At 73.0% G+C, this 23,733-nt stretch carries 22 protein-coding genes; 15 read left to right on the top strand and 7 right to left on the bottom strand.

The annotated features are described in order from the left end of the window. The first annotated feature begins 713 nt into the window (after positions 1–713). The 4 genes from IEZ10_RS01765 (at position 714) to IEZ10_RS01750 (ending at position 5,430) form a co-directional block, all read left to right on the top strand. Positions 714–2,006, top strand: coding sequence for a helix-turn-helix domain-containing protein (locus IEZ10_RS01765; RefSeq protein ID WP_189244652.1), 1,293 nt, complete (start codon positions 714–716; stop codon positions 2,004–2,006). A 147-nt stretch (positions 2,007–2,153) separates the two neighbouring features. Continuing rightward, a complete protein-coding gene (locus IEZ10_RS01760) occupies positions 2,154–2,786 on the top strand; it encodes a copper resistance CopC family protein (protein WP_189244651.1) in 633 nt (210 codons plus the stop codon). A 35-nt stretch (positions 2,787–2,821) separates the two neighbouring features. Beyond that, complete coding sequence (locus IEZ10_RS01755; protein WP_373287370.1) at positions 2,822–4,843, top strand: bifunctional copper resistance protein CopD/cytochrome c oxidase assembly protein; 2,022 nt, start codon at positions 2,822–2,824, stop codon at positions 4,841–4,843. Between the two features lie 176 nt (positions 4,844–5,019). Continuing rightward, positions 5,020–5,430, top strand: coding sequence for an ATP-binding protein (locus IEZ10_RS01750; protein ID WP_189244650.1), 411 nt, complete (start codon positions 5,020–5,022; stop codon positions 5,428–5,430). A gap of 38 nt (positions 5,431–5,468) precedes the next feature. Here IEZ10_RS01750 and map read toward each other — a convergent pair whose 3' ends face one another. Then, positions 5,469–6,317: a type I methionyl aminopeptidase gene (map, locus tag IEZ10_RS01745; RefSeq protein ID WP_189244649.1), complete on the bottom strand. Its 849-nt coding sequence runs from the start codon at positions 6,315–6,317 to the stop codon at positions 5,469–5,471. 45 nt (positions 6,318–6,362) lie between these two features. Here map and IEZ10_RS01740 point away from each other — a divergent pair, with 45 nt between their 5' ends. Beyond that, on the top strand, positions 6,363–6,542 hold the full coding sequence (locus IEZ10_RS01740) for a hypothetical protein (RefSeq protein WP_189244648.1): 180 nt from the start codon (positions 6,363–6,365) through the stop codon (positions 6,540–6,542). Positions 6,543–6,672: 130 nt separating this feature from the next. On the opposite strand, the gene IEZ10_RS01735 is transcribed toward IEZ10_RS01740, so the two are convergent. Then, entirely contained in the window at positions 6,673–7,251 is a 579-nt protein-coding gene (locus IEZ10_RS01735; RefSeq protein ID WP_189244647.1) for a hypothetical protein, read from the bottom strand. 129 nt (positions 7,252–7,380) lie between these two features. On the opposite strand from IEZ10_RS01735, the gene npdG reads away from it, so the two are divergent. Beyond that, positions 7,381–8,046 carry an NADPH-dependent F420 reductase gene (gene npdG, locus IEZ10_RS01730; protein ID WP_189244646.1) on the top strand — a complete coding sequence of 222 codons (666 nt, stop codon included), beginning with the start codon at positions 7,381–7,383 and terminating at the stop codon, positions 8,044–8,046. A 120-nt stretch (positions 8,047–8,166) separates the two neighbouring features. On the opposite strand, the gene IEZ10_RS01725 is transcribed toward npdG, so the two are convergent. From IEZ10_RS01725 to IEZ10_RS01710, 4 genes are read right to left on the bottom strand one after another with little or no spacing between them, the layout of a single operon-like run. After that, on the bottom strand, positions 8,167–8,772 hold the full coding sequence (locus IEZ10_RS01725) for a response regulator transcription factor (protein WP_189244645.1): 606 nt from the start codon (positions 8,770–8,772) through the stop codon (positions 8,167–8,169). Further along, positions 8,769–10,001, bottom strand: a complete 1,233-nt coding sequence (locus IEZ10_RS01720) for a sensor histidine kinase (RefSeq protein WP_189244644.1) — start codon at positions 9,999–10,001, stop codon at positions 8,769–8,771. The genes IEZ10_RS01725 and IEZ10_RS01720 overlap by 4 nt, the downstream gene beginning before the upstream one ends. Before the next feature lie 10 nt (positions 10,002–10,011). After that, positions 10,012–10,782, bottom strand: coding sequence for an ABC transporter permease (locus tag IEZ10_RS01715; protein WP_229810922.1), 771 nt, complete (start codon positions 10,780–10,782; stop codon positions 10,012–10,014). 2 nt (positions 10,783–10,784) lie between these two features. Continuing rightward, positions 10,785–11,711, bottom strand: coding sequence for an ABC transporter ATP-binding protein (locus tag IEZ10_RS01710; protein WP_189244642.1), 927 nt, complete (start codon positions 11,709–11,711; stop codon positions 10,785–10,787). A 267-nt stretch (positions 11,712–11,978) separates the two neighbouring features. Here IEZ10_RS01710 and IEZ10_RS01705 point away from each other — a divergent pair, with 267 nt between their 5' ends. Together IEZ10_RS01705 and IEZ10_RS01700 are read left to right on the top strand one after the other, a co-directional pair. Continuing rightward, entirely contained in the window at positions 11,979–13,151 is a 1,173-nt protein-coding gene (locus IEZ10_RS01705) for a trans-sulfuration enzyme family protein (RefSeq protein WP_189244641.1), read from the top strand. 37 nt (positions 13,152–13,188) lie between these two features. Continuing rightward, positions 13,189–14,100, top strand: coding sequence for a threonine/serine dehydratase (locus IEZ10_RS01700; protein WP_189244640.1), 912 nt, complete (start codon positions 13,189–13,191; stop codon positions 14,098–14,100). Positions 14,101–14,149: 49 nt separating this feature from the next. On the opposite strand, the gene panB is transcribed toward IEZ10_RS01700, so the two are convergent. Continuing rightward, positions 14,150–14,995, bottom strand: coding sequence for a 3-methyl-2-oxobutanoate hydroxymethyltransferase (panB, locus tag IEZ10_RS01695; protein ID WP_189244639.1), 846 nt, complete (start codon positions 14,993–14,995; stop codon positions 14,150–14,152). 162 nt (positions 14,996–15,157) lie between these two features. Between panB and IEZ10_RS01690 the strand changes: the two genes are divergently transcribed. The 7 genes from IEZ10_RS01690 (at position 15,158) to IEZ10_RS01660 (ending at position 23,667) form a co-directional block, all read left to right on the top strand. Next, positions 15,158–16,360, top strand: coding sequence for an MFS transporter (locus IEZ10_RS01690; RefSeq protein ID WP_189244638.1), 1,203 nt, complete (start codon positions 15,158–15,160; stop codon positions 16,358–16,360). Between the two features lie 286 nt (positions 16,361–16,646). Further along, positions 16,647–18,230 (top strand): MFS transporter, encoded by a 1,584-nt coding sequence (locus IEZ10_RS01685; protein ID WP_189244637.1) that lies wholly within the window; start codon positions 16,647–16,649, stop codon positions 18,228–18,230. Between the two features lie 7 nt (positions 18,231–18,237). After that, complete coding sequence (locus IEZ10_RS01680; protein WP_189244636.1) at positions 18,238–18,858, top strand: TetR/AcrR family transcriptional regulator; 621 nt, start codon at positions 18,238–18,240, stop codon at positions 18,856–18,858. A gap of 105 nt (positions 18,859–18,963) precedes the next feature. After that, positions 18,964–21,087, top strand: a complete 2,124-nt coding sequence (locus IEZ10_RS01675; RefSeq protein WP_189244635.1) for a right-handed parallel beta-helix repeat-containing protein — start codon at positions 18,964–18,966, stop codon at positions 21,085–21,087. Then, a complete protein-coding gene (locus tag IEZ10_RS01670; RefSeq protein ID WP_189244634.1) occupies positions 21,084–21,485 on the top strand; it encodes a cupredoxin domain-containing protein in 402 nt (133 codons plus the stop codon). Before IEZ10_RS01675 ends, IEZ10_RS01670 begins: the two co-directional genes overlap by 4 nt. Then, a complete protein-coding gene (locus IEZ10_RS01665) occupies positions 21,482–23,077 on the top strand; it encodes a hypothetical protein (RefSeq protein ID WP_229810840.1) in 1,596 nt (531 codons plus the stop codon). Before IEZ10_RS01670 ends, IEZ10_RS01665 begins: the two co-directional genes overlap by 4 nt. Beyond that, complete coding sequence (locus tag IEZ10_RS01660; RefSeq protein WP_189245050.1) at positions 23,077–23,667, top strand: TetR/AcrR family transcriptional regulator; 591 nt, start codon at positions 23,077–23,079, stop codon at positions 23,665–23,667. The genes IEZ10_RS01665 and IEZ10_RS01660 overlap by 1 nt, the downstream gene beginning before the upstream one ends. Positions 23,668–23,733 lie beyond the last annotated feature (66 nt).

Raw genomic sequence — 23,733 nt, 5'->3', positions numbered from 1 at the left:
CCGCCCCGACCTTGGCCGGGAGGCGGATCCGTCCGCGACGGAAGGCGATCCTGAAGGCGAGACGAAGACGAGATGAAGGTCCTCGCCAAAATTTCGGGCCTCCCGGCCTGTGCGGCTCCGGAGAAAAACTCACATTCAATTAAATAGTCAATTTATTGTTTATCGTTATGGCTTCTTTTTCGTTTGAATAATCCGGGTTGCTCGTCTCTGGTTTTTCGTGGGGAAGGAAGATCTTTTCTGGGTGCCGTCGGGAAGGCCGGAGAAGGATGTGGTTTTTCCGTATGGATTGTTGTGGAGTGCGGCCGCCTGTTCTTGTGCTCGCCGAGTGTGGCCTGATGGCGATCCTCAACACCCGCCCGCCCTACGGTTGAACGACGCAGGCGCTCCATGCGCTCACGGTGGGGAGCCGCGAGGCGTATGGAGCGCCTGTTCGCCCCGGGGATGTCGTCCATAGCCCCAGGTGTCGGGGTGGAAGCCGATCGGCGCTGTCTCGGTCTGCCCGAGAGGCGGGTCTCAGCCAGGCCAGCCCCAGCCGTACTGGTGACTCACGGACTCAGGGGCAGACGATTCGGCACTCGCGGCCGTAACATTGCCTGTGGCGGCGAATGCGGCCGCGAAGAGCATGGCGAGGGCAGACAAGGTGAGGCGTCGGCGCACGGGGGAGGCTCCTGTCATGGGTTCTGCTGCTCAACCGATATTTTTCAAGGGGTAACGTGACTGGTCAAGACTCGGTGGGGCAGCGCATTAAAGCGGTGCGCCGTCAGCGTGGTTTTTCTCAGGCCCAGCTCGCTCATCCGGAATTGTCGGATAGTTATGTCTCTCTCATTGAGAGCGGCAAGCGCACCCCGACCCCCGCAGTCCTGGAGCTTCTGGCGGAGAAGCTCGGCTGCTCCCTCACCTATCTCGTCAACGGCGTGACGGCCGAGCAGATGGAAGAGATCGAGCTTGGGCTGAGCTACGCCAAGCTGGCCTTGGACAATGGTGAGGTCGCCGAGGCGCACACGCGTTACTCCGAACTGCTCAACGGCGGCGGTCTCGCGAGCCTACCCCACCAGAGGCAGAACGCCGAGTACGGCCTCGCGCTGGCCACCGAGGCCTGCGGTGATCTGGAGAGAGCGATCGACCTCCTCAACGGGCTGCGTAGGAACGCCTCGGCTGAGATGACCCCCGAGCGGCACATCGAGGTCGCCATCGCACTCACCCGCTGCTACCGCGAGCACGGTGACCTGACACAAGCCGTACAGACCGCCGAGGACATCCTGGGCGGAGCCGTCCGACCCATCTGGACCGAAGGGCTGATCGAACTCGGCACGGCCCTGCTGGCGGCCTATGCCGAACGTGGAGACCTTCTCCGGGCGCATCAGTTCGGTGCCGAGCTGCTCGCTGCGGCGGAATTGGTCGACACCCCGCGTGCTCTGGTCCTGGCGCTCTGGGCGGAAGCGATCATTGCTGTGGAGACCGGTCGTTTCAGTGAAGCCATCACGCTGGCGGACCGGGCCCTCGCGATCTATTCCGAGAACGGCACGCCGTACGGTGTGGCCAAGCTGCGTTACGACTACGCGCATATCCGTCTGATCGCTCAACCTTCCGACGCTGCGACGTGCCGCGACATGCTGACCCGGGTGGAGGTGGCTCTCCAGGAAAGCTCCGCCAACGCGACAGACAAGATGATGTGCGCCCAGCACCTGGCCCGAGCAGAGCTGATGCTGGGCAACATCGAGCAGGCCGATCGGCACATCCGCAGCGTGCTCAACATGAGCGACGACATGCCCAAGGACCTGCGGGCGGAGGCTCACCTGCTGGCCGGGGAGGTGATGGCCGAACTCGGCAGGCACGAGGAGGCCGTGAGAGAGCTGTCGGCGGTGTCCCGACTGCTGGAGGACGCGCCGCCCACCCGGCAGACCGCCCACCTCTGGCTGACCGCCGCGCAGGTCCTGGAGCGGATCGACGAGCCCAAGCGCGGGGCCGACGCCTACCGGCGGGCGCTGGCCTGCGTCGACCTGTAGGCCGCCGGTGCCTATGGAGGACACGGCACCTCAGCCCTCACACTGTCCCGCCCTGTCCCCTCGGTCCTACGGCGTCCCACGGCGCGCCGTGGGACCGGGGCGGGGACTTCGGGACCGCTCGGTGGCGTCGGTAGCCTGGGAAACGCCATGAAGACTTCCCCAGTCGCGGCTGTGCTCGCGCTCCTCGCCGCTCTCGTACTCGGCACGGCGTTCGCCTCGCCGGCCCTCGCCCACGACGCCCTCAAGAGCAGCTCGCCCGCCAAGGACGCCAAGGTCGAGAGCCTCGACGAGGTGAAGCTGACGTTCACCGCCTCGGTGCGTTTCCCGGCCGTGGTCGTCCGGGGCCCGGACGACGCCGCCCACCAGGACGGCAAGCCGGTCGCCGACGGCCCGACGGTGACGCAGAAGGTCAAGGCGGACCTCCCGCCGGGCCGCTACGTCATCGCCTACCGGGTCGTCTCCTCCGACGGTCACCCGATCGAGGGGGAGATCCCCTTCACGCTGGAGGGATCGCCCTCGCCCTCCGCCCCGGCCACCGCCGAGGCGTCGCCGTCCCCGGCCGCCTCCACGCCCCCGGCCGTCTCCGGCCCGGGAGCCTCCGGGGAGACCGCCGGCGCCACGGACGCGGCGCAGACCCCGGCGCAGACCCCGGCGGCGGCCGGTGAGCCGGCCTCCTCGGGCGGGATGCCCGGCTGGCTGTGGCTGATCGTCGGCGGCCTGGCCGGCATCGGCATCGGCATGTTCTTCAGCCTGCGAGGAAAGGGCCGGAAGCAGACGTGAGCACCCGGGAGGAGTCCGCGCGGGCCGTACCGGACGTGCCGGACGGGCGGGGGTGGACCGCCCGGGCGGTGTGGCTGGCGCTCGCCGTCGCCGGAGCGGCCCTCGTCGCGCTGGTGATCGCCATGTTCGCCGGCGGCGCGGCGACCCCGCGCATCATCCCCGGCCTGCCCGACGAGGGCACGGTGACCCGGTGGGGCCTGCCGCTGGCCAAGCTCACGATGGACGCCGCGGGCGTGGTCACCGTGGGCACGCTGCTGGCCGCCGCCTTCTTCTTCCCGGTCGACAAGGGCCTGCTCGGCAAGTCGGCCCTCGGCTACGTCAGGGCCGCGTCGTGGTCGGCGCTCGTGTGGGCCGGCGCGGCGGCCGCGACGATGGTGTTCACCCTGTCGGAGGTGCTGGGCCTGCCCGTCGCCGACGTGCTCGGCGGCGACGAGCTCACCAGCTTCGCCAGCCAGGTGTCCCAGGGCATCTCCCTGACCCTGGTCGTGCTGTTCGGGGTGGCGATCGCGCTGTTCGCCCGGGGGGCGATCACCGTCGGCACCGCCGCGGGGCTGCTGGCCCTCGCCCTGGTGACGATGCTGCCGCCCGCGCTGACCGGCCACTCCGCCTCCTCGCCCAACCACGACCTGGCCACCACCGGCGTGGCGCTCCACCTGCTGGCCCTCGCCCTGTGGGTGGGCGGGCTCGCCGCTCTGTGCGTGCACGCGCTGCGGCGGCAGCCGCAGCTGGAGGTCGCCGCGGCCAGGTTCTCGGCGATGGCGCTGTGGTGCTACGTCGTGGTGGGCCTGTCCGGCCTGTTCAGCGTCATCGCGCGGCTCACCTCGGTCTCGGAGGTCTTCACCTCCGCCTACGGCCTGCTGCTGGTCGCCAAGACCGTGGCGTTCGCGCTGCTCGGCGTCTTCGGGTGGTGGCACCGCAAGCGCACCGTCCCCGGGCTCGCCGGCGGCGGGCGCGGCGGGTTCGCCCGGTTCGCCTCCGTCGAGCTTCTCGTCATGTTCGCGACGGTCGGGCTGGCGGTCGCGCTGGGCCGTACCGCGCCGCCCCCCGCGATCCTGCCGGTGGACCGCGCCTTCGAGGCGCTCGGCTTCACGATGCCGCCGGAGATCTCCGTGGCCAACCTGGTCACGCTGTGGTGGTTCGACCTGTTCTTCGCCACCGTGGCGGCCGCCCTCGGCGGCCTCTACCTCGCCGGGGTCGTACGGCTCCGGCGGCGCGGCGACTCCTGGCCCTGGGGGCGTACCGTCTCCTGGTTCCTCGGCGTGCTGATCCTGGTGCTCTCCACCCAGAGCGGCGTGGCCCGCTACGCCAAGGTGCTGTTCAGCGCCCACATGGCCGAGCACATGACGCTGTCCATGCTGGTGCCGATCCTGCTGGTGCTGGGCGCCCCCGTGACGCTGGCGCTGCGCGCGCTCAAGCCCGCCGCCCGGCGCGGCGACCGCGGCCCCCGCGAGTGGCTGACCACGATCCTGCACAGCAGGTTCGTCCGCTTCGTGGCCCACCCGGCGATCGCCACGGTGATCTTCATCGCGTCGTTCTACGCCCTGTACTTCACCCCGCTGTTCCCCGCCGCGATGGAGGAGCACCTCGGCCACATCGCGATGACGCTGCACTTCCTGATCAGCGGCTCCCTGTTCTTCTGGGTGATCATCGGGGTGGACCCGGCGCCGCACCGGCTGCCGCACTACGCCAAGCTGCTCCTGCTGTTCGTCACGATGCCCTTCCACGCCTTCTTCGGCATCGCGCTGATGAGCATGGGCACCGTCCTCGCCCCGGAGTGGTACGAGCAGCTCGGCCGAGCCTGGGGCACCTCCGCCCTGGTGGACCAGCAGACGGGCGGCGCCATCACCTGGGGCTTCGGTGAGATCCCGACGCTGCTCGTGCTGCTCACGCTGGGCTTCCAGTGGTGGCGCGACGACGACCGCAAGGCCCGCCGCAACGACCGCCGGGCCGACGCGGTGGCGGCCCGCACCGGCGGCACCGGCGACACCGAGCTGGACGCCTACAACGACTACCTCGCCAAGCTCAACCGGCGGGACCGCGCCGCCGGGTCCGAGTAGGCGGCACGGCGGACACTTCCTCCCTTTCGCGGCGATGGCTCCGGTAGCCTGAGTCCGGGGGGTTCGGGCATCCGCAGCGACGGCCGCGCAACGAGGCGCGCCACGCCCGCTCACGGATCAGCCACGTGTCCGGCCGGAGGGCCGGCGGGCGCCACGCGCGCCGGGAAGGTCGAGGAGTGTCCGAGGAACCACGCACGCGCGAGGGGCGGAGGCAGGCTCTCGCCGGGGAGCTCCGGGAGCGCCTGGACGCCTGGAGCGGCCGCACCGGGATCGCCGTCGAGACCTGGGCGCTGCCCGCGGAGGAGGCGTCCGCCGAGGTGACCGGGGCCGTACTGGCGGTGCTGGAGGAGGCCCTGGCCAACGTCGAACGGCACAGCCGGGCCCGGGTGGTCTCCGTCGCGGTCACCCTGGGCCGCGGCGGCCTGCGGATGACGGTGAGCGACGACGGCGCCGGTTTCGCCGGGCAGGCCGCCGGACGCGGGGTGGACGCCATGCGCGGCCGGTTCGAGGCCCTCGGCGGCACGCTGAGCGTCCACGGCGTCAAGGGGGAGGGCACCACCGTCACCGGGACGCTGCCCCGCCGGTAGGCGGACCGGGAGCGGCGGGGCGTCAGGGCGTCAGGGCGTCAGGGCAGCGTCAGGATCTCGTGGCCCGTCTCGGTGACCAGGATGGTGTGCTCGAACTGGGCGGTCCGCCGGCGGTCCTTGGTCACGGCGGTCCAGCCGTCCGGCCAGACGTCGTACTCGATGGTGCCGAGGGTCAGCATCGGCTCGATCGTGAACGTCATGCCCGGCACCAGCGTGACGGCCAGCGACGGGTCGTCGTAGTGCGGCACGATCAGGCCGGAGTGGAACGTGGTGCCGATGCCGTGGCCGGTGAAGTCGCGGACCACGCCGTAGCCGAACCGCTTGGCGTAGGCCTCGATGACCCGGCCCACGACGTTGAGCTGGCGGCCGGGGGCGACGGCCTTGATGGCGCGGGCGGTCGCCTCGCGGGTGCGCTCGACCAGCAGGCGCGACTCCTCGTCGACGTCGCCGACCAGGAAGGTGGCGTCGGTGTCGCCGTGCACGCCGCCGATGAAGGCGGTGATGTCGACGTTGACGATGTCGCCGTCGCGCAGCACGGTGTCGTCCGGGATGCCGTGGCAGATCACCTCGTTGATCGAGGTGCACAGCGACTTGGGGTATCCGCGGTAGCCGAGGGTGCTGGGGTAGGCGCCGTGGTCGCAGAGGAACTCGTGGCCGATCCGGTCGAGCTCGTCGGTGGTGACGCCGGGCGCCACGTGCCGGCCGACCTCCTCCAGGGCCTGGGCGGCGAGCTTTCCGGCCACCCGCATCCGCTCGATGATCTCCGGGGTCTTGATGTCGGACTCGCCGAGCCTGGGGGCTTTCTTCCCGACGTACTCCGGCCGCGCGATGCCGGCGGGGACCTTGCGGGTGGGTGAGATCCGTCCGGGCTGGAGCAGTGTCGTCATGGTCCCCCAGTCTAGTTGGGCTTCCCACTGGGCAGGATTGCCCCCATGAGCGATCAGTGGTGGTTCTGCCTGAAGCACATGGCGGTCGAGCCCGACGAGGGCTGCCCCAACAAGGACCGGATGGGCCCCTACGGGACCCGCGAGGCCGCGGCCGACGCGATGAAGACCGCGGCCGAGCGCAACGAGGCGTGGCGGGAGGCCGACCGCGCCTGGGACGACGACTGAACGACGGGCCGGCCGCGCCGGGGGCCGGCGATCGAGGAGGTCGCCGGCCGTGTCCCGGGCGGTGCGCCGGACGATGACCGCGCGGGGGAGCGGCCGGCCCGCCCCCGGCCGGATGACGGCCGTCGCGCCGTCACTCGGCGACCTGGGGGCCGCTGACCCTCTCCAGCAGCCGGGCCAGCCGCTCGCGCAGGCCCGGCCGCCGGCCGGTCTCGCCCGCGGCCATGCTGACCAGGTGCTGGGCGCCGTCGAACGACAGCGGCGCCCGCTCGGGGACGGCCAGCGCCTCGTGGGCCAGCCCCTCCAGGTCGGGGTCGCCGCCGTCCAGGGCGAGGATCGTCGCGCCGGTACGGCGGGCGTCGCCGACCCGCTCCAGCAGCGCCTCGGGGGCCCGGTCCTCGGTCACCACGAACAGGGTCTCGCCCCGCCGGGCCCGCTCGATCCGGTCCATCCCGATCCGCAGGTGCGCGGGTGCGCCCGGGGGAGGGCTCCAGCGCACCAGCGTCGGGGTGAGCTGCGGCAGGCCCGCCAGCCGGGCCTCGTCCCCGAGGTGCGCGGCCAGGTGCCAGGGCTCCTCGGCGGGGGTGCCGACCACCAGCAGGCCGCCGGGTGACCGGGTGGTGCGCAGGGCCAGGCCGAGCGCGCGGGTGCGCTCCACCCAGCCGGTCGAGCCGAGGATGTCGCGGAGGAGCGCGACCGACCGAGCGTCCATCAGATCATCGTGCACCAGCCGCCGGGGTCCCGCCAGGAGATCGCCGGACGTGCCTGGCATGATCTGGAGATATGACGGGGCGGGACGTCCCCGGGTGTCCGGCCGGCCGACGATCATGAGGAGCGATGAGTGAGCACTGATATCCCGGACGTGAGCGGCATCTCGATCGGCATCCTGGGCGGGACCGGCGACCAGGGCAAGGGGCTGGCCCGGCGGTTCGCCCAGGCCGGTCACACCGTGCTGATCGGCTCGCGCAGCGCCGACCGGGCGCGGGAGGCGGCCGAGAGCGTCGGCGGGCCGGCCCGCGGCGCCGACAACCGGGCCGTGGCCGCCGAGGCCGACGTGGTGATCGTGGCGACCCCGTGGGAGGGGCACCGGCCCACCCTGGAGTCCCTGCGGGACGAGCTGGCCGGCAAGATCGTGGTCGACTGCGTCAACCCGCTCGGCTTCGACAAGCGGGGCGCCTACGCGCTGGACGTCGAGGAGGGCAGCGCCGCCCAGCAGGCCGCCTCGATCCTGCCGGAGAGCCGCGTGGTCGCCGCCTTCCACCACGTCTCCGCCGTCCTGCTGCTGGACCCGGAGGTGGAGCGGATCGACCTGGACGTGCTCGTGCTGGGCGACGACCGGGAGGCCACCGACACGGTCCAGGCGCTGGCGAGCCGCATCCCGGGCGTCCGCGGCGTGTACGGCGGGCGGCTGCGCAACGCCCGCCAGGTCGAGGGGCTGACCGCCAACCTCATCTCCATCAACCGCCGCTACAAGGCCCACGCCGGCTTCCGGGTCACCGACGTCTGACGGCCGGCCCGCCGGTCACGGCTCCCCGGGTCCGGCGGTGCGGGCCCGCCGCGACGAGCCCGGCGGATCCGGCGGACCCGGCGGACCCGGCGGATCCGGCGGCCCCACGACCCCGGCCCGTCAGATCCAGCCCGCGTCCTCGGCGATCCGGATGGCGTCGACCTTGTTGCGGGCGCCCGTCTTGGAGACGGCGCTGGTCAGGTAGTTGCGGACCGTCCCGGCCGACAGGTGCAGCCGCCCGGCGATCTCCTCGGCCGGGGCGCCCCGGGCGGCCTCCTTCAGCACGGCGGTCTCGCGAGGGGTCAGCGGGCTCGCGCCGTACGCGAGCGCCGAGGCGACCAGCTCGGGGTCCAGCACCCGCAACCCCTGGGCGGTGCGCCGGACCGCGTCCGCCAGCCGGTCACCGGGGGCGTCCTTGACCAGGAACGCCTCGATGCCCCCGGCCAGGGCCCGGTGGACCTGGCCGGGCTGTCCCATCGCGGTGAGCACCAGGACCCGGCAGCCGGGCACCCTCTCCCGCAGCTCCACCGAGGCGGTGATGCCGTCGATCCCCGGCAGTTCGATGTCCAGCACCGCCACGTCCGGCCGGGACCTCAGGGCCGCGTCGACGATCTCGTCGCCGCGGGTCACCTCGGCGACCACCTCGATGTCGGGCTCCAGCCGCAGCAGCGCCCCGAGCGCGGCCCGGATCATGTGCATGTCCTCGGCGAGCAGGACCCTGATCACGTCGTCACCGCCGCGTCCCCCGTCGTCGTCGCCTGATCCCCTGCGGCGGCGTCCCCGTCCCCGGCGGCCGTCTCCGGGCCCCTCCGCACCCGCCGGCTCTGGTCCGCCCGCCTCCGCGGGGTCCCCGGTGCCGCGGGCAGCTCCATGACGAGCCGGAAACCGTCGCCGACGCGTTCGGCCACGACCGAGCCGCCCAGTCCCGACGCCCGTTCCCTCAGGCCGGTCAGCCCGCCGCCGTCCGCCGCGTGCCCGCGGGCGCGGTCGTTGACCACCTCCAGCCGTACGGCGCCGCCGCGCGCGGAGGTGCTGATCGAGCAGGTCGTCGCCTGGCTGTGCCGTACCACGTTGGTGACCGCCTCGCGCACCGCCCAGGCCAGCGCCTCGTCGGCCTCGCGCGAGACCCCGACGCCGGCCAGGTCGGTCCGGCAGCTCACCCCGGACGCCTCCAGCAGCGCCACCGCCCGGTGCACCTCCCCGGTCAGCGACATCTCCCGGTAGCCCCGCGCCACCTGCCGCACGTCCTGGGCCGCCTCCCTGGCCACGCCGACCAGCTCGGCCAGCTCCGCCTCGGCCGCGGCGGGGTCGCGCCTGACCAGCCTGCGCGCGAGATCGCCCTTGAGCGCGACGGCGGTCAGGCTGCTGCCCAGGCCGTCGTGCAGGTCGCGGGAGATGCGCAGCCGCTCCCGGAGCACCGCGGCCTCGGCCAGCTCGGTCCGCGCCCGGGCCAGCTCCCGGCTGACCACGACCAGCCGGGTCACCCCGTAGATCACGAAGCCGGTCACCGTGAGTGTGATGAGACTGTAGAAGGCGGCGGTCATCTTCGCTTCGGGGTAGGCGTAGTACCAGTTCAGCGCGAAGACGGCCGGCACCAGCACCGCCAGGCAGCCGAGGGCGAGCGGCGGGCGCAGCCGCAGCAGCGCCGAGCCCAGCAGGATGGGCGGCATCCCCGTCCACCAGTACCCCATCTGCCCCGGCAGGATCGCGAACGGGAGGAAGGTGGCGAGCGCCTGCACCGCGAGCCCGGCGGACGGGCCGCCCGGTTCCGCGCCGCGCAGGGCGGCGCGGATGTGCCGGAAATGGGGGACGAAGAACGCCGGGAACCCGACGGCGAGCACGGCGATCCCCACCGGACCGCAGTACCGGGAGATGTAGATCACCGGGAAGACCGTGTACCCGACGGAGATGAGGGCGACCAGGCCGACGGCCAGGCGCTGAGGGGTCATTCGCATGTCACGGTGATTATTGCTTCCGGGGGTCCCAGCGGAACCAGCGGGTGAGCGCGAAGAACCCGATCGCCGCCCAGACGGCGAGTTTGAGCGCGGGCCCGGCCGCCGCCGCGAGGTCTCCGCCGAAGGTGCCGTCCGCCGCGTACGCGATCCGGGCGATGTCGGCGATGGCGTCGGTGGGCAGCAGGCCGAGCAGCGTGCTCACCCAGCCGGGGAGCATCTCGGTGAGCGGCCCGAAACCGCCCGCGCCGACGCCCGCGAGCAGGAAGAACGGCATCGCCATGACGCCGGCCAGCTCGGGGCGCGGGATGAGCGGGGTGAACGCCGTGCCCAGCAGGCACAGGACGGCGGCGCCCGCGACCACCGCCACCAGGAACAGCAGCGGGTCACGCGGGACCGGCAGGCTCGTCAGCGCGTACAGCGCGACCGAGACCACCGCCGTCAGCAGGGTGTTCTGCAGCACGAGGTTGAGGATCCCGCCGCCGAGGATGTCGCGGTCGGCCAGCCCGGTGGCCCGCAGCCGCTTGAGGAGGAGCTGCTCGCGGCGGGTGGTCAGGGTGGTCGCCGCCTGGCCGAACGTCGCGAGGACCAGCAGCATCGACAGGATCCCGACGTGCTGGGCCGCCACGAACTCCGGGCGGCCCGGCTGGAGGCGGTCCATCATCACCGGCAGCCCGACGCCCAGGACCAGGAAGAGCGTCACGGATGTGCCCAGCGCCGTCCGGTCCCGCCAGAACAGGCGGGCGTCGAAGCGGGCCACCGTCACCAGATCGCGCGCCGCCATGGTCACGCCACCTCCTTCGCGTGCTCGTTCTCCGGGCGCCCGTCGGCGTCCGCGGCGAGGTCCAGGAACAGGTCTTCGAGGGTCGCCGTGCGGACCTCCAGGCCGTGCAGGCGCAGGCCGCGCTCGCCGGCCCAGTTCAGCAGGGTCCGCGCGGCGAGGTCGGGGTCGGCGATCCGGTACACCGCGGTCCGGCCCTCCACCGAGGACGGCGGGAGCGGCAGCTCCTCCGGCGTGACCGCGCCGGGGAGCTCGAAGGCGACCCGGCCGGTCTGGGCGGCGAGGGTCTCGGCCATGCCGCCGCTCGCCACGACCTCCCCGTGATCCATGATCGCCATACGGGAGGCCAGCCGCTGGGCCTCCTCCAGGTAGTGCGTGGTGAGCAGGACCGTGGTGCCCTGCCCGGCGAGGTCGCGGATGACGTCCCAGGTGTTCCGGCGGGCCTCGGGGTCCATGCCGGTGGTCGGCTCGTCGAGGAAGAGCACGTCGGGTCGGCTGAGGATGGCCAGGGCCAGGTCCAGGCGGCGCTTCTCCCCGCCGGAGAGCTGCCGCACCTTCGTGCCGGTCTTGGCGGTCAGCCCGGTCATCTCCAGGGCCTCGTCACGCGGCCGGGGGGCGGCGACGAAGTCGCGCCAGGCGTCCACGGTCTGCGCCACGGTCAGGTCGGGGAAGAACCCGGCCTCCTGGAGCATGATGCCGCAGCTCCGCCGTACCTCCGTGCGATCTTTGACGGGGTCGAGGCCGAGCACGCGCACCGTGCCGGCGTCGGGGGCCGCGAAGCCCGCCAGCACCTCCAGGGTCGTGGTCTTGCCGGCGCCGTTACGGCCGAGCAGAGCGAAGACCTCGCCCTGCGAGACGTCGAAGGAGACGTCCCGGACGGCGGCGAAGTCCCCGTAGTGCTTACGGAGGCCGTCCACCAGAATCGCTGTCATGCCTCCGATGCTGGCGGGCGGACGCGCCCGGCGACAGTGAGGAATTCACAAATCCCCCTGGAAGGTATGGAAAGCGCGTAAGACCAGGTTCGGGAGCCCCCGCGGGACCTTCTCCCACCCCTCCTGGCTCTCCTGGCTCTTGCGCCCCCTCCGGTCTCCCGGGCCGGGTCCCGTCCTCCCGGATCCGGGCGTGATCCGGTCGAATGACGGGCCGGTCCCGTCGTGCCGGATCTGACAGTGGGCCTCCCCGCGGGTCATCCTGGTCGCATGAGCGAGCTTCACCCCGAGACACGTGTCGTCCACCACCCGCAGCCGCCCCTTGAGGGCAGCCGGCCCATCGCGGTGCCGATCTACCAGACCTCCGGCTTCGTCTTCGAGGACCCGTCCGTCTTCGCCGACGGGATGAGCCGCCCGGACGGTCCCTTCGTCTACGGGCGGCTGTCCAACCCGACCGTCCGGTCACTGGAGGAGGCCGTCGCCGGCCTGGAGGGCGGCGCCGGCGCCGTGGCCACCGCCTCGGGCATGGGGGCGATCAACTCGGTGCTGCTCGGCCTGCTCAAGCCGGGCGACCACCTGATCGCCCAGCGGGCCCTCTACGGCGGCACCGCCGGGATGATCAACGACCTGGTCACGAGGTTCGGGATCACGGTCTCCTACGTGCCCGAGGACGACCCCGGGGCGCTGCGCGCGGCCGTACGGCCGGAGACGAAGGTCGTCTACCTGGAGACCATCGCCAACCCGGTCACCCAGGTCGCCGACCTGCCCGGGATGTGCGCCGCGGCGCGCGAGGCCGGGCTGGTCTCGGTCGTGGACAACACCTTCGCCTCGCCGATCCTGTGCCGCCCGCTGGAGCACGGCGCGGACGTCGTGGTGCACTCCTCCACCAAGTACCTGAGCGGGCACACCGACGTCCTCGGCGGCGTCGCGGTCTTCGCCTCCGACGAGCTGTACCGGAAGGTGTGGCACTTCGCGGTCGAGCTGGGCGCCACCGCCGACCCGTTCGCGGCCTGGCTCACGCTGCGCGGCATGCAGACCCTGCCGCTGCGCATGGAGCGGCACTGCGCCAACACGCGCGAGCTGGCCACCCGCCTGGCGGACCACCCGGCCGTCACGGCCGTCCACTGGCCGGGCCTGCCCTCCCACCCCTCGCACGAGCTGGCGGTCAAGCTGCTGCCGGACTTCGGCGGCGTCTTCTCCTTCGACCTGGCCGGCGGGCGCGCCGCGGGGGAGAGGTTCATGAGCTCGGTACGGCTGGCGCTGCTGGCCCCGTCGCTCGGCGGCGTCGAGACGCTCATCCTGCACCCGGCGACCACCTCGCACCGCTCGCTGACGGCTGAGGAGCTCGCCCGGCACGGGATCGGCGAGGGCACGGTCCGGGTCGCGGTCGGCATCGAGCACATCGAGGACCTCTGGGCCGACTTCAGCCAGGCCCTCTCGTGAGGGACCGCCGACCGGGAACGGCGGGGAGAGACCACCGATGAGCGTGTCGATCGACGACGTGACGCGGGCCGCCGGGCGCCTGGCCGGGCGGGTCCGCCGTACGCCGGTGCTGGAGGTGTCGCCGGAGCTGTTCCTGAAGCTGGAGCTGACCCAGCACACCGGGTCGTTCAAGGTGCGGGGCGGCTTCAACCGGGCGCTGGCCGCGGGCGACCTGCCCGCGGCCGGGCTGATCGCGGCGAGCGGCGGCAACCACGGGCTGGCGGTGGCGTACGTCGCGCGGGAACTGGGCGTCCGGGCGGAGATCTTCGTGCCCACGGTCTCCAGCCCGGTGAAGGTCGCCGGGCTGCGCGCGCTGGGCGCGGAGGTCACGCAGACCGGCGCCGTCTACGCCGAGGCGTACGAGGCGTCGCTCAAGCGGGCCGCCGAGACCGGCGCCCTTGAGGTCCACGCCTACGACCAGGCCGAGGTGGTGGCCGGGCAGGGCACGGCCGGGCTGGAGCTGCTGGAGCAGACCGGGGGCGTCGAAACGGTGCTCGTCGCGGTCGGCGGCGGCGGGCTGCTCGGCGGGATCGTCGCCGCGCTGGACGGCCGGGCGCGGGTGGTGGCCGTCGAGCCCGAGCGCATCCCCACCCTCGACCGCGCCCTGGCGGCGGGCGGGCCGGTCCGGGTCGAGGTCGGCGGGATCGCGGCCGACTCCCTGGGCGCCAGCCGGATCGGGACCATCGGCTACGGCCTCGCCCGTGCGGCGGGGGTACGCGGCGTCCTGGTCGGCGACGAGGACATCGCCGCCGCCCGGCTGGAGCTGTGGCGGTCCTTCCGGGTGGCCGCCGAGTACGGCGGGGCCGCCGCCTACGCGGCCCTGCGGTGCGGGGCGTACGTCCCGGCCCCCGGGGAGCGGGTGGCCGTGGTCGTCTGCGGCGGCAACACCGACCCCTCGACCCTGGCCTGACCGCGCCGCCGTACCGGCCCGCGAGCCGGTACGGCGGCGCGGCGGCGCGTCAGTGGTAGCTGTGCTCGGCGGCCGGGAAGGCCCCGCCGGCCACCTCGTCGGCGAAGGCGCGGACCGCCCGGTCCATCTCCCCGGCGAGGTCGAAGTACTTCTTGACGAACTTGGCGGGGTGGGGGGTCAGGCCCATCAGGTCCTGCCAGACGAGGACCTGGGCGTCGGTGGAGGGCCCGGCGCCGATGCCGACGGTGGGGATCGACAGCGACCGGGTGACCCGCTCGGCGAGCTCGGCCGGGACGCACTCCAGAACCACTGCGAAGGCCCCGGCGTACTCCAGGTCCTTGGCGTCGGACATCAGCTCGTCGCCGGCCTGGCCGCGGCCCTGGACGCGGTAGCCGCCGAAGGTGTTGACCGACTGGGGGGTCAGGCCGAGGTGCGCCATGACCGGGATGCCCGCCGAGACCAGCGCCTCGACCTGCGGCAGCACCCGGCGGCCGCCCTCCAGCTTGACCGCGTGCGCCCCGCCCTCCTTCATGAAGCGGGCGGCCGTCTCCAGGGCCTGCTGGGGGGACGCCTGGTAGGAGCCGAACGGCAGGTCGGCCACCACCATGGCCCGCGACGACCCGCGCACCACGGCCGCGGTCAGCGGCAGCAGGTCGTCCACGGTGACCGGCAGCGTGGAGTCGTAGCCGTACACGACCATGGCGGCCGAGTCGCCGACGAGCAGCACCGGGATTCCGGCCTCGTCGAACACCTTCGCGGTCATCGCGTCGTACGCGGTGACCATCGGCCACCTCTCGCCGCGCTCCTTGGCGGCGGCCACGTCGCGGACGGTGACCCTTCGTCCCGCCTGGCCGCCGTAGAGAGCGGTCGGCCGGCTTGTGACGGAAGAGGACATGGGAGCCTCCCTGTGAAGTCTCGAGGCGCCCCAGTGGCGTCCCCGGACGTCTTCGATGATTGCACGCGCTCCGAAGGTGCAACACCCCCGCACCGCCGGGTAATCCAGTGGCGATCTTGTCGGGGGCATAGGACAGAATGCACCCGGAGGTAAGCAATAAAAATGGCCATCGAACCTTACCGTCGTCTGCTCGCGCTTCCCGGTGTGCGAACACTGCTGCTGGTGGGCATGATCGCCCGCATCCCGTCCACGGCGACGGGCATCACGCTGACGTTGCACATCAACAACACCCTCGGCCTGGGATGGCTGGAGGCAGGCGGGGCCGGCGCGGCCACGACGGTGGGGATGGCCGTCGGGTCGCCGCTGGCCGGGCGGTTCGTCGACCGGTACGGCCTGCGCCCGGTGCTGTTCGTGACCACCTTCGCCCAGCTCGCCTTCTGGTCCACGGCGTGGGTGCTGCCGTACCCGGTGCTGGTCGTCGCCTCGGTGGTGGCCGGGTTGCTGGCCCTGCCGGTGTTCAGCGTGATCCGGCAGTGCCTGGCGGCCCTGGTCCCGCCCCACCAGCGCCGGATCGGCTTCTCCCTCGACTCGATCATGGTCGAGCTCTCCTACATGACCGGGCCCGCCCTCGGCGTCCTCGGCGTCACGCAGCTGGGCAGCGCGTGGACGATGTGCGCCGTCGCGATCGGCCTGACCGGCTCGGGCGCGGCCCTGATCCTGCTGAACCCGCCGACCCGTTCGGCCGAGGAGCTCTCGGCCCCGGCGGAGCGGGTGCCGCGCCGCCGGTGGCTGACCTCCGGCGTCGTCGCGCTGCTCGGCACCGCCGCGGCGGCGACGTTCGTGCTGACCGCCTCCGAGCTGGCCCTGGTGGCGGCGGTGAAGGACGCCGGTGACACCGCGTGGACCGGCCTGGCCATCGGGGTGTGGTGCCTGTACTCGCTGGTCGGCGGCTTCGTGTACGGCACGCTGCCCCGGGGCGCCTCGCCGCTGGTCCTGATCGGCGGGATGGGCCTGCTCACCGTGCCGGTGGGGCTGGTGAGCGGCGACTGGCGGTGGCTGCTGCTGGCGCTGCTGCCGGCCGGCCTGCTGTGCGCGCCGGGACTGTCGTCCACGGTCGAGGGCCTCAGCCACCGGGTCCCGGCCGCGGCGCGGGGAGAGGCGATGGGCCTGCACGGCACGGCGCTGCTGATCGGCGGCGCCGCCTCGTCCCCGATCGCCGGGGCGATCATCGACCACGGCGGGCCGGGCTGGGCCTTCGTCGCCGCCGGGCTGGTGGCGACGGGGATGGTGCTGATCGCGCTGCCCTTCTGGCGGCGGATGCCGGCCGAGGTCCCGGAGGAGCGGCCGGTGGCCGCCGTCGTGTGAGGTGCTCCGTCCCGGTGCGGTGAATCCGGGACGGCCCGGGCCGGGCCGGTGGTCCGGGCCGGCGGTTCGGCGGCTGGCGGCGGTCCGGGCGGCGGTCCGGCTCCGGGCTGAGGCGATGGTCCCGGCCCGGCCGGCGGGGGTCCTCCCGGCGGCCCGGCCCGGGACCCGGCCCGGGATGTTTCCGGAGGATTGACATCCGGTAAATACGAAACGAAACAGTTGCGTATCGGAAGTGGGAGCGATACGGTCACGTTGCGAAACTTAATCGTATCGAAAACGGGGACCCATGGAACCGCAGCTCGGCCACCCGAGACGATGGCAGGTACTGGGAGTGCTGGTCTTCAGCCTCCTGGCCGTCGTCCTCGACAACACGATCCTCAACGTCGCCCTCAAGACGATCGCCGACCCGGAGGAGGGACTCGGCGCGACCCAGAGCCAGATGGAATGGGCGATCAACTCCTACACGCTCGTCTTCGCGGGCCTGCTGTTCACCTTCGGGGTCATCGGCGACCGCACCGGCCGCAGGCGCATGCTGCTGGTCGGCATGGCGCTCTTCGGCCTCGCCTCGCTGGCCAGCGCCTACGCCCAGGACCCGGGCCAGCTCATCGTGGCGCGGGCGTTCATGGGGGTCGGCGGCGCCGCGATCATGCCGGCGACCCTCGCCATCATCTCCAACGTCTTCCCGCCGCACGAGCGCGGTAAGGCGATCGGCGTGTGGGCCGGGGGTGTCGGCCTCGCCGTGGCGATCGGCCCGATCACCGGCGGCCTGCTGATCGAGCACTTCTGGTGGGGCTCGGTCTTCCTGATCAACCTGCCGATCGTCCTGGTCGCCATGGTGCTCATCACCCTGGTCGTGCCCGAGTCGCGCGACCCCAGGCCGTCCAGGCTCGACCCGGCCGGCGTGCTGCTGTCCATCATCGGCCTGGTCGCCCTCACCTACGGCATCATCCGGGGCGGCGAGCTGGCCACCGTCGCCAGCGCCGAGGTGCTCGTCCCGACGCTCCTCGGCGTGGCCGTACTGGGCCTCTTCGTCTGGTACGAGCGCCGCGTCGACCACCCGGCCTTCGACGTCACCTACTTCCGCGACGCCCGCTTCGCCACCGCGGTCGGCCTGATCGGCATCGTGTTCTTCGCGATGATGGGCGCGATGTTCTTCCTGGTCTTCTACCTGCAGGTCGTCCTCGGCCACACCCCGCTGCAGGCCGGCGCGCTGATGATCCCGTTCGCCGCGGCCCAGCTCATCTTCGCCCCGCTCAGCCAGCGGATGGTCCGCCGCTTCGGCGGCAAGCCGACCGCCACCCTGAGCATGCTCGTCGTGGCCGGCGTGCTGGCCTCCTACGCGCTGATGGACCGAAGCACGCCGCTCGTGGTCATCGAGATCGTCTTCTTCGTCCAGGGCGCGGCCATGGCCAACATCATGCCGCCGGCGACCACCGCGATCATGGAGGCCCTGCCCAGGGAGAAGGCCGGTGTCGGCTCCGCCATGAGCAACACCGTCCGGCAGGTCGCGGGCGCGCTCGGCGTGGCCCTGCTCGGCTCGGTGCTGTCGGCGACCTACCGCGACGAGATCGCCCCCGCGCTGGCCGGGCTGCCCGAGAAGCTCAGGCACGTCGCGGGCGAGTCGCTGACGGACACGATGGGCGTGGCCCAGAGCCTCGGCGCGCGCGGCGCGGCCCTGGTGGAGCCCGCCAAGACGGCCTTCCTGGACGGCATGCACGTCACCGCGCTGGTCTCGGCGGCGATCACGCTGATCGGGGCGCTGGTGGCGCTCAGGTGGCTGCCGTCCGGCGACGGCGGCGCGGCCGTCGCTCCCGCCTCCGACTCCGCAATCGGGGAGGGGGACCGCGACAGGGAACCGGCAGTAGTGTAGACGTGCGATGAGCACGACTGACGAGACGCGAGCGGCCCGCCCGGCGGGCCGTCCCCGCAGCGCCCGGGCGGAACAGGCGATCATCGACGCCACCCTCGACCTGCTCGGCGAGGGCATGAACATCGCCGAGCTGTCGATCGAGGCGATCGCCGCCCGGGCCGGGGTGGGCAAGACCACCATCTACCGGCGCTGGGCCAACAAGGAAGACCTGTGCGTCGACGCCCTCGCCCGGCTCAAGTCGCCGCTGCCGGAGCTGCGGGGCGAGTCGGTCCGCGAGGATCTCGTCGCCTACCTCGAGGTCGTCGTGCGCGACTCGTGTGACGCGCGCCGCCGGTGCGTGATGAGCATCGTGATGAACGACGCCGAGCGGCACCCGCGTCTCGTCGCGCGGGTCCGCCAGGCCCTGATCGAGCCGCGCCGGGAGGTGCTGGCCGCCGTGCTGCGGAGGGGTACCGCCACCGGCGAGCTCCGGGCCGACCTCGACGTGCCCGTCGCGATGGCGGCGCTGATCGGCACCGTCACGTGGTACATGCGCGACGCGGGACCCGACGGGACCACGGAGTCACCGGCCGGCATCGCCGAGCGGATCGTCGACCAGCTCCTGGCCGGCCTGGCGCCCGCCGCCTGAGAACCGGTCCGTCCGGGGGCCGGCCCCGTCCGGGGGACCGGTCCCGGGCCCGGCGCCCGAAAACAGGCCTGGGCAAAAGATGAACATTGTTCTACTCTCGCGGCCATGCGCCCGTTACGCGGGGCCGCGACCGTCGTCGCGCTGACCCTCGCCCTGCTGCTGCCCGCCTCCGCGGCCCTCGCCCACGAGGAACGCCCCGTGAAACTCCCCGACGGCACGGGCAGCGTCCCGGTGCACCGTACCGGGGAACCCGACCTGCTGGTCTGCAAGAGCGACCGCGCCGACTTCGGCAGGCGGATCGCGGACTTCCCGCCCGACCTCAGGCGGCGCAACCTGGAGCTGTTCGACCGCTGCCAGGGGCAGGGGTACCGCCACCTGCAGGAGGCGGTGGACAAGGTCGACCGGCCCGGAATGAACATCGCGATCCTGCCCGGCGTCTACCTGGAGGAGCCCAGCCTGCCGGAGCCCACCGGCGCCTGCGCCCACCTGCCCGCCCGCTGGTCGGCCTGGGGCTACCAGATCCTCTCCTACGAGCAGCAGCGGCAGTGCCCGCACAACCAGAACCTGGTCGCCATCCTCGGGATCAAGGACCTGCAGATCGAGGGCACCGGCGCTAAGCCGACGGACGTGATCATCGACGCGCAGTACCGGAAGCTCAACGCGATCCGCGCCGACACGGCCAACGGGATCTACTTCCGCAACTTCACCGCCCAGCGGACCACGTTCAACTCGATCTACATCCTCGCCGCCGACGGCTTCGTCATCGACACGATGCTCACCCGCTGGAACGACGAGTACGGCTTCCTGACCTTCGCCAGCGACCACGGCCTCTACACCGACTGCGAGTCGCACGGCAACGGCGACTCCGGGCTCTACCCGGGCAGCGCCTCGAACATCAACGACGGCCGGGGCCACGACGTGCCGCGCTACTCCATCGAGATCCGGCGCTGCAAGAGCCACGGCAACATGGTCGGCTACTCCGGCACGGCGGGCGACTCGGTGTACGTCCACGACAACGAGTTCTTCGACAACATGGGCGGCGCCTCGATGGACAGCGCGTTCGCCGGGCACCCGGGCCTGCCGCAGAACCACGCCCGCTTCGAGCGCAACCGGATCCACGACAACAACCGGGACTACTACCGGTACGTCGCCGACGGCACCTGCGCCAAGCCCGCGGCCGAACGCGGCTACGAGCGGGGCGTCGTCTGTCCCCAGATCGGCATGCCCCGGGGCACCGGGATCATCACCGCGGGCGGCAACTGGAACGTCTTCCGCGACAACTGGATCTGGGGCCACGAGTCCGCCGCCTTCGACCTGCTCGCGGTGCCCGCCTTCATCCGCGGGGAGGGGGCCCTGGGCAAGCAGTTCGACACCTCCCACCACAACCTCTACGAGGGCAACCGCCTCGGCGTCACGCCCGAAGGCGTGAGCCGCCCCAACGGCGCCGGCGTCTCGTGGGACGGGCAGGGGACCGGTAACTGCTGGCAGGACGACGCCGGCCCCTCCACCCCGTGGGCGCTGCCCGCCTGCGGCTCGGCCGGGCCGTCCCGGATCCTCGGCGAACCGGTCAAGCTCGCCAAGGGCTACCTGTGCAACGACTACAGCATCCGCGAGCGGCGCCTCCCGGCCGGCTGCGAATGGTACGGCGCGGCGGGCGCGGCCAGGGTCGAGGTGCAGCTCGCCCTCGCCGGCTCCCTCGCGCTCGGCCTGGTCGCGGTCCTGCTCCGGCGCCGCGCGCTCCGCTCCCGGGCCGGTCTGGCCGTCACGGTCGCCGGGCTCACGGGCCTGACCCTGGACGTCCTCGGCGCGGCCTACGGCCACACCCCGCTGCCCGCCGCCGCCCTGGTGCTGATGGGGGCGTGGTGGATCGGCGCGGGCCTGCTGTGGCTGCGGCCCGGTGGCCGGTCACGCGGCGGGACCGGAGCCGGGGTCGCCGCCGGGGCCGGGGAGGCCGGAGCCGGGGCCGCCGGCGGGACCGGCGCCGGAGTGGAAACCGGAGCCGGAGGGCCGCGGAGGGGCCGGGGGTTCGGCTGGTTCACGGTCGTGCTCGGCGTCCTCGCCCTGATCGACGCGTTCGACAAGGCGGTCGTGATGATCCCGCTGCTGCCGGTCGGCCCCGGCTGGATCCGGGGCCTGCTCTGCGGGGTCTGGGTCCTCTGGGCGGTCGTCCTGCTCGCCCGCAGGCCGAGCCGTACGGCGGCGGCCCCCGCCGAGGAGGTGCCCGCGTGAGGCGGCGGGCGGTGGCGGCCCTGGGCGCCTGCCTGCTGCTGGCCGCCTGCAACGTCTCCACCGGACACCACAATCCCGGCACCGACCACAGCGTGGCCTCCGCGCCCCCGCCCTACGACGCCTACGGCGCTCCCAAGGGGCCGACGGTCGAGATCACCGTCACCGGCGGCCGGGTGACCCCGCCGCCCGGCCGCGTCGAGGTCACCAGGGGACAGGCGGTCCGCCTGGTCGTCACCTCCGACGTCGCCGACGAGATCCACGTCCACGGCTTCGACCTCACCCGCCGCCTGGAGCCCGGCAGGCCCGTCACCCTCGACGTCGTCGCCGACCGCACCGGGCTGTTCGAGGTCGAGACCCACGAGTCCGGCCTCGTCCTGACCCAGCTCGTCATCCGATGACGCGCCTCCTCGCCCACACCGCGGCCCGGCCGCCGATCCACGCGCTGACCGGCCACGACGTCACCGGGATCCTGTCCCGCTCCACGGCCGGGCCGCCGATGCAGGCGCTGACCGGGCACGACGTCACCGGGGTCCTGTCCCACGCCGTGGCCCGGCCGCCGGTCCGCCTCCTGGCCGGCCTTCCCGGTCACGACGTCACCGGGGTCCTCGCCCATGGGCTGGGGAGCCGGCACGACCTGCCGATCCCGCTGTTCTACGCCTTCGCCGGGGCGTTCGCGGCGCTGTTCGTGTCGTTCCTCGGGCTCGCCCTGCTCTGGGCCGACTCGCGGTTCCGCGGCGGGGCGGCCGGTCGGCCGGTACGGCTCCCCGAGGGGGCACGGGTCCGGTGGACGCTGCGGGTCATCGGGCTGGCCGGGGCCGTCTTCACCGCGGCCTGGACGCTCCTCGGGCCCGACGACCCCGGCCGGAACCCGGCCGCCCACCTGGTCTACGTGATCCTCTGGACCGGACTGATCCCGGCGTCGCTGCTGCTCGGGCCGGTATGGCGGCTCCTCAACCCGCTGCGCACGATCCACCTGCTGCTCGGCGGCCGGGACAAGGGGCCCGCGCCGTTCGGCTACCGGCCCGCCGCGCTCGGCCTGACCGCCTTCGCCTGGATGGAACTGGCCTCGCCCGCCCCCGCCTCGACGACCACGCTGGCCGTCTTCTTCACCCTGTACGGCGCCGCCCACCTGGCCGCGGCCTTCCGGTACGGGACGCGGTGGTTCGACCGGGCCGACGCCTTCGAGGTCTACTCCGCCCTGATCGGCCGCCTCTCGCCCCTCGGCCGCAGGGACGACGGCAGGCTGGTCCTGCGCAACCCCCTCGACGGGCTCGACGCCCTGCGTCCGGCCCCGGGGCTGGTCGCCGTCGTGTGCGTGCTGCTGGGCACCACCGGATACGACGGGTTCTCCGACTCCCCGTGGTGGGTGGAACTCCTGCAGACCGGGCCGCTGGGCCGTACGGTCACCGGGACGCTCGGCCTGCTCGCCGCGATCGGCCTCGTGGCGGCCCTCTACCGGGCCTGCACCGCCGCCGCCGGACTGATCGGCCGGGCCGGACGGGTCGGGGCCGCCGCCGTACCCGTGCCGTCCGGCGGAGCGGTCGGCGCGAGCGGGGAAGGCCGTGCGAGCGGGCGAGCCGTGCCGTCCGGCGGAGCGGTCGGTACGAGCGGGGAAGGCCGTGCGAGCGGGGGAGCCGGGGCGACCGGCGGGCGCGGCGCGGCCCGGCTGTTCGCCCACTCGCTGGTCCCCGTCGCGGTCGGCTACCTGATCGCCCACTACTTCTCGCTCCTCGTCATCGAGGGACAGCGGGCGGTCGTCCTCTCGCTCGGCCTGGACCGGACCGTGGACCCGGACGTGGTGGGCCCCGGCGCGATCGCCTCCGTCCAGGTGCTGGCCATCGTGGCCGGCCACGTGCTCGGCGTGGTCGCCGCACACGACCGGTCCGTACGGCTCTTCCCGCCGGAGAAGGCGGTCGCCGGGCAGATCCCGCTGCTGGTCCTGATGGTCTGCTACACCATCGGAGGGCTCATCCTGCTGTTCGCGGCATGATGGACGCCGTGGGATCCTCCGTACGCAGAAGCCCGGTCCAGCAACGCAGCGTGGAGCGGGTGAACCAGATGCTCGACGCTGCGGCGGCCCTGCTCGACGAGGGCGGCTACGACGCGTTGAGCACCCGGGCGGTGGCGGCCCGCGCCGAGGTGCCGATCGGCTCGATCTACCGTTTCTTCCGCGACAAGCGCGGCCTGGCCGACGCCCTGGCCCGGCGCAACCTGGAGCGTTTCCTGGCCCGGATCCAGCTGCGGCTCACGGGGGCGGCGGACTGGCCGGACACGGTGGACCTGGTGGTGGACGAGTACGTCGAGATGAAGCGCACGGTCCCGGGTTTCGCGGTCATCGACTTCGGCGAGAACCGCGCGGTGGCCGAGTCCCTCGCCACCTATCTCGCCGGACGGCTCCTCCCGGGGACGGCGGACGGTCTCGACGCGGGCGACCTGAACCGTTCGCTCCGCGTCGCCGTCGAGGCCGCCGACGCGCTCCTCAAACTCGCCTTCCGCGAGTCCCCCGGGGGCGACCCCTCCTACATCGCCGAGACCAAGCGCCTCCTCCGCGCCTACCTGGAGCGCGCCCTACCTCGCTGACCGAGCCTCCGCGGAACGGAAGCCTCGCCTTTCCGGCGAACTGATCAACGAGTACCGCCGAGCCGC

This window comes from Streptosporangium pseudovulgare, from assembly GCF_014648055.1.
Classification (GTDB): domain Bacteria; phylum Actinomycetota; class Actinomycetes; order Streptosporangiales; family Streptosporangiaceae; genus Streptosporangium; species Streptosporangium pseudovulgare.
The sequence above is the reverse complement of the archived record's forward strand: the minus strand, read 5'-3'. Positions and strand labels throughout refer to the sequence as shown.

Excerpts from the sequence above, each read along its gene's own strand:
- IEZ10_RS01685 (WP_189244637.1), top strand. The coding sequence starts at position 16,647 with ATGGAACCGCAGCTCGGCCACCCGAGACGATGGCAGGTACTGGGAGTG.
- IEZ10_RS01710 (WP_189244642.1), bottom strand. The coding sequence starts at position 11,711 with ATGACAGCGATTCTGGTGGACGGCCTCCGTAAGCACTACGGGGACTTC.
- IEZ10_RS01720 (WP_189244644.1), bottom strand. The coding sequence starts at position 10,001 with ATGCGAATGACCCCTCAGCGCCTGGCCGTCGGCCTGGTCGCCCTCATC.
- IEZ10_RS01680 (WP_189244636.1), top strand. The coding sequence starts at position 18,238 with ATGAGCACGACTGACGAGACGCGAGCGGCCCGCCCGGCGGGCCGTCCC.
- IEZ10_RS01760 (WP_189244651.1), top strand. The coding sequence starts at position 2,154 with ATGAAGACTTCCCCAGTCGCGGCTGTGCTCGCGCTCCTCGCCGCTCTC.
- IEZ10_RS01665 (WP_229810840.1), top strand. The coding sequence starts at position 21,482 with ATGACGCGCCTCCTCGCCCACACCGCGGCCCGGCCGCCGATCCACGCG.
- IEZ10_RS01735 (WP_189244647.1), bottom strand. The coding sequence starts at position 7,251 with ATGGACGCTCGGTCGGTCGCGCTCCTCCGCGACATCCTCGGCTCGACC.
- IEZ10_RS01740 (WP_189244648.1), top strand. The coding sequence starts at position 6,363 with ATGAGCGATCAGTGGTGGTTCTGCCTGAAGCACATGGCGGTCGAGCCC.
- IEZ10_RS01660 (WP_189245050.1), top strand. The coding sequence starts at position 23,077 with ATGGACGCCGTGGGATCCTCCGTACGCAGAAGCCCGGTCCAGCAACGC.
- IEZ10_RS01675 (WP_189244635.1), top strand. The coding sequence starts at position 18,964 with ATGCGCCCGTTACGCGGGGCCGCGACCGTCGTCGCGCTGACCCTCGCC.
- map (WP_189244649.1), bottom strand. The coding sequence starts at position 6,317 with ATGACGACACTGCTCCAGCCCGGACGGATCTCACCCACCCGCAAGGTC.
- IEZ10_RS01705 (WP_189244641.1), top strand. The coding sequence starts at position 11,979 with ATGAGCGAGCTTCACCCCGAGACACGTGTCGTCCACCACCCGCAGCCG.
- panB (WP_189244639.1), bottom strand. The coding sequence starts at position 14,995 with ATGTCCTCTTCCGTCACAAGCCGGCCGACCGCTCTCTACGGCGGCCAG.
- IEZ10_RS01690 (WP_189244638.1), top strand. The coding sequence starts at position 15,158 with ATGGCCATCGAACCTTACCGTCGTCTGCTCGCGCTTCCCGGTGTGCGA.
- IEZ10_RS01700 (WP_189244640.1), top strand. The coding sequence starts at position 13,189 with ATGAGCGTGTCGATCGACGACGTGACGCGGGCCGCCGGGCGCCTGGCC.
- IEZ10_RS01715 (WP_229810922.1), bottom strand. The coding sequence starts at position 10,782 with ATGGCGGCGCGCGATCTGGTGACGGTGGCCCGCTTCGACGCCCGCCTG.